This window comes from Aeromonas sp. R4-1, from assembly GCF_040908325.1.
In the GTDB taxonomy this organism is placed as follows: domain Bacteria; phylum Pseudomonadota; class Gammaproteobacteria; order Enterobacterales; family Aeromonadaceae; genus Aeromonas; species Aeromonas veronii.
Genome location: NZ_JBFODM010000049.1, coordinates 1 through 3971, shown reverse-complemented (window position 1 = coordinate 3971; position 3971 = coordinate 1). Strand labels below are relative to the sequence as shown.

4 protein-coding genes, 1 tRNA gene and 1 pseudogene are annotated in these 3971 nt (G+C 39.5%); all 6 read right to left on the bottom strand.

All coding sequences use genetic code 11. The features are described from left to right. Positions 1-187: 187 nt before the first annotated feature. Positions 188-253, bottom strand: a tRNA-OTHER gene (locus AB5Y90_RS08090). 295 nt (positions 254-548) lie between these two features. Then, positions 549-1301 (bottom strand): hypothetical protein, encoded by a 753-nt coding sequence (locus AB5Y90_RS08085; protein ID WP_368166782.1) that lies wholly within the window; start codon positions 1299-1301, stop codon positions 549-551. 115 nt (positions 1302-1416) lie between these two features. After that, positions 1417-2250 carry a hypothetical protein gene (locus AB5Y90_RS08080; protein ID WP_368166781.1) on the bottom strand — a complete coding sequence of 278 codons (834 nt, stop codon included), beginning with the start codon at positions 2248-2250 and terminating at the stop codon, positions 1417-1419. A gap of 153 nt (positions 2251-2403) precedes the next feature. Then, positions 2404-2937: a hypothetical protein gene (locus AB5Y90_RS08075; protein ID WP_025527482.1), complete on the bottom strand. Its 534-nt coding sequence runs from the start codon at positions 2935-2937 to the stop codon at positions 2404-2406. A gap of 96 nt (positions 2938-3033) precedes the next feature. Further along, a complete protein-coding gene (locus AB5Y90_RS08070; RefSeq protein ID WP_368166780.1) occupies positions 3034-3606 on the bottom strand; it encodes a hypothetical protein in 573 nt (190 codons plus the stop codon). 218 nt (positions 3607-3824) lie between these two features. After that, positions 3825-3971, bottom strand: a pseudogene (locus AB5Y90_RS08065) (IS5/IS1182 family transposase); the annotation flags it as partial.

Genomic DNA, 3971 nt, shown 5'->3' with positions numbered 1-3971 from the left:
CAGAGAAACAAGCTAAAAAGAGCCGGCTGGAATGACGACTATCGGGCTCAGTTATTCTTTGGTTAAAATATCAACAAAGTGTGCTCCCGCCCTGGATGATCTGCCACTGCGTGGCTCTGGCTCACTTGTCGGCATAGGTGTTTGCCGGAAAGCAAAAAACCGACCCTGAGGTCGGTTTTTTTAGATTTGGCGGTGAGGGAGGGATTCGAACCCTCACTTTTGTATATCACAGCACAAATATAACCTTTACATTCAATGACTTACGATATTAACATCGTTCATAAAAGCAGCGCAATTGACTCAAGCTATTGCCATGAGATTTTTACATCTTTTATAAAGAGAAATTCTGAAATGTCAAGCACATACACATGATTTCTGACTATCGGAATAATTTTGTCGTTTCCTCTGAATGACAAATCGATTCACGTTCCTGTGAACTCCTGCTTTGCGGTAACGCCGCATTAAGGTGTGAGCTACGCTTGGCTATACTTGAGCGAAGCGAAAACGCTAAGCGTTGCGAATTACTCTTAAATGCTTTGTTAGCTTTTTTAGTCCCGTAAGCTTCCAAGAAGCTTTTGCATATGGTTCTCTTGTAATCTATTGAACTCATCTGATGTTACGATTTTTTCTTTCCAAAACTCGGCTAACCCAAAACCTGCTCCCGTGCACTTCAAGTGTAAATTGAGGGCTAGGTTTGTAGTATTGATTGTCATTTTGGGGTCGTGTGGAGGGGTAGGAAATCTATTTTGTTCCATGATAAGAGCTAATGATTGCAAGTAGGCAAGCTCACTTTCGAACCGTTCTACACTTGATATTCCCATAGCTGCCTGAAGTTTACTGCGGTTAATCGATACTCCCGGTGTATATATTTCACCATTAGTCTTTTGTACTTTGTAAGACGAGTTAATTAGGAAGTTAATTAACTTTACTTGAGATGAAGTCATCTTCTTTAGAAGGTCAATATAGATTAAGTTTTCATCATCATCTGAATAGCACGATGATGAAAACAAGCCAGCCCACATTTCTTGAAGTGACTCTTCATCAATTTTCGAAGACTGTTCTAGAAACTCTAGAGCGAATCTAGCGGATACATTTAGCCTGTCTCTCTCCGTATCAAAAGCAATTTTACCTTCAGATTTTTCGATAATCTTTACTATATTGTTTACTCTCCAAGCCCTCACTTTATCTGATAACAAAAAACCTAGCTCTAATAAAGCGGGCTTACATACAGCCGAAAGAAACGATTTAACGCCATTGATGGACTCATCAACAACCTTATCTTCGATATTTCCTGGTAACATTAAAATGTCCTTATTATTGAAAGCTAACGCCCGCCTGACAGGCGCAAAAGGCTTGGCTAAAATTAGGGACGAAGTGACGCAAGCCAAGCTTTTTGCGTCCTTGTTGAGGTGTTTGTTAGGCTTTTTCTGCCACCAACCGTGGTTTTACTAACTTGGTGTACATTTCTATAGCAGACATGCCATCAGTTGATATACCAACCATATCCTCTAGAGGACAATCTGGAGCCCCAAAAGCTACAGGAATGTATTTAAATTTAGTATTGCCTTCCACTAGAGAACCTGATTTAAATGTTTCCAATACTTTTTCTAAAACAGGATTTATTTTCGAGATCATATTGTGTGAATTTAACCCTTGTAATTGCAACATTTGACGTACTTCGGGAGATATGATGTCTTCAACTTTTGCTAGGTCAGGAGATAGCTCTTCAGCCATTATGAATTCGGGAAAATATTTAGATTCATTATAATCTCGTTCTTGTTGCTTAATAGTTAAATCAATTACTCCGAAAGGCGGCGCAACCACCCAAGCATGGCCAGCAGAAAATTCACCATGATCAATAGACCAAAAATAACGGTCACCGATACCTGAGTCATTAGGAAAAGAAACTGTAAGTGAACCTTTTACAAGGTAATTCCAGAACCCTTCTCTTTCCAGAATACGTGAAAGAACCATGGATAAATCAATACAGGCACCTTGCCTTCCATCTCTTAGTAACTCTTTATGCAACGCGTTCGCTATCAAAGGAATAATTTTTCTGGCTTTATCTAGATATTCTTCACTATAAATTTTTTCTTGCACGAAACGAGCATAGTTATTTAAGTACTCAGGATTAATTTGTTCAATTTTGAGAAAGTTGGGTTCGTCATAAAAGCCTGGTTTAGATGTATTTATTTTATTTCTTTTAAAATCAGAAATAATTTGTTCTTTCGAACTATAAAAATGAGCCATAGTTTCCCTTAAAGCCTAACGCCCGCTTAAGTGGTGAGCAACGCTACCACTACACTCAATTATTGCACTGTAAACACAAAAACCAATTAGAACCAAAACCGCCGAGCGTTGCGAATCCGTCTTAAAGCGTTTGTTATAGCGATTATCACCACATCACCACGACTGTATGTCCCAATCACCTGTTTTAGGGTTCCTGACCATCTTGGTATTACTTGGATAATCACTACCAACCAATTTGAAAATGTTTATTACCTGCTCAATAGAAACTGAGTAAAGCTTTTTATTTCGATCTTTGTCTGACGTAACATAAAAACTTACAAGGTGCCCTTCGTCATTTAGTTCTGGCATAAATACATAGCTATGCACAATAAAATTGCACAGTGCTCTGAGAGTTTTGGTTTCACACTGCTTGCCGCTAAGATCATACAACTCGTCCACTCTATGCCAATTCATATAATCTACAGGCTTCAGGTTAGGGAAACACTTCAAACTAACATCAAAGCTTTTGGTTGAGTCTGAGATTTTAGATGTATCCATTAGCTTTCTAATGGCGTAAAAACCGATGAAAACATCTTTTTCAATTTGCACGAATTCAGATTCATCAATCTCGTTTGATTTACTTAATTTCTGCAATCTAGATGCGCTTTCTAGTAAAGGTTCTTTCCAATCAGAAGATTCCCAAATCATTTTTTGCCTCTATCGCTATAACGCTAAGCACACGGGCGCCAAGCCGCGCAGCGGATTGACGTCCCAGCGACCAACGGGAGCGAGTGCTGCGCATTATTAGGCATTTTTTGTAGCCTCTTTCTTTTTCCATGATGCGCGTACATGTTTGCCATCACCCTTTGGTAGGTTCTTTCTTGCGATAAGCTGGCTTTCAAAAGAAAAGTCTTCGTTGATCTTGACTATTAAAAGCTTATTAAAGTTACCAGCACGTTTAACTTTAACTTCTTCTAAGCTTTTTTCTGGGGAAATGGTCTTTATTTCAATAAAATCATTACCAAGCTTACCATCTGAACCCTTTGTATGAGGCTTATGGCGCTTTATACCATAATTAATTTCACCAAACAGCTCTCCTAATTCACCCCAAATTTGCAAATAGCGGTTCGTTAATGAGTGAAACAATTTTGCATTATCAACTAAGTTTTTAAATACTGCCGATAGTTCAGGATTAATCGTCGAGATTTCATCGGACAACTCCGAATCATCTAATTCTTCCCACTCCTCCGAGCTTAACCCTAGTTCTTCAAAGTCGAATGGCTCGTATGGGTTGTATCCACAAGCAGCTGCATCTGCGATTTGATCAGGGCTATAACCCTCATTATGCATATCATGTAAGAAATCCCAATCGCTCATACTTTCTCCGTTTTACTATCCATGAAATGCCTAACGCCCGCACAAGTGGCGCAATAAAGCTTGGCTATACTAAGGAAGGTGCGAATAAGCGGGGAAATTCTTCTCGGCTGACTCAGTCATTTCATTTTTTCAGTTTGAGCCGATTTTTTCTCCCGTTAATGCCTTGAATCAGCCTATTTAGACCGTTTCTTCGCCATTTAAGGCGTTATCCCCAGTTTTTAGTGAGATCTCTCCCACTGACGTATCATTTGGTCCGCCCGAAACAGGTTGGCCAGCGTGAATAACATCGCCAGTTGGTTATCGTTTTTCAGCAACCCCTTGTATCTGGCTTTCACGAAGCCGAACTGTCGCTTGATGATGCGAAA

Coding starts and splice junctions, on each gene's coding strand:
- AB5Y90_RS08070 (WP_368166780.1), bottom strand. CDS start 3,606: ATGAGCGATTGGGATTTCTTACATGATATGCATAATGAGGGTTATAGC.
- AB5Y90_RS08080 (WP_368166781.1), bottom strand. CDS start 2,250: ATGGCTCATTTTTATAGTTCGAAAGAACAAATTATTTCTGATTTTAAA.
- AB5Y90_RS08085 (WP_368166782.1), bottom strand. CDS start 1,301: ATGTTACCAGGAAATATCGAAGATAAGGTTGTTGATGAGTCCATCAAT.
- AB5Y90_RS08075 (WP_025527482.1), bottom strand. CDS start 2,937: ATGATTTGGGAATCTTCTGATTGGAAAGAACCTTTACTAGAAAGCGCA.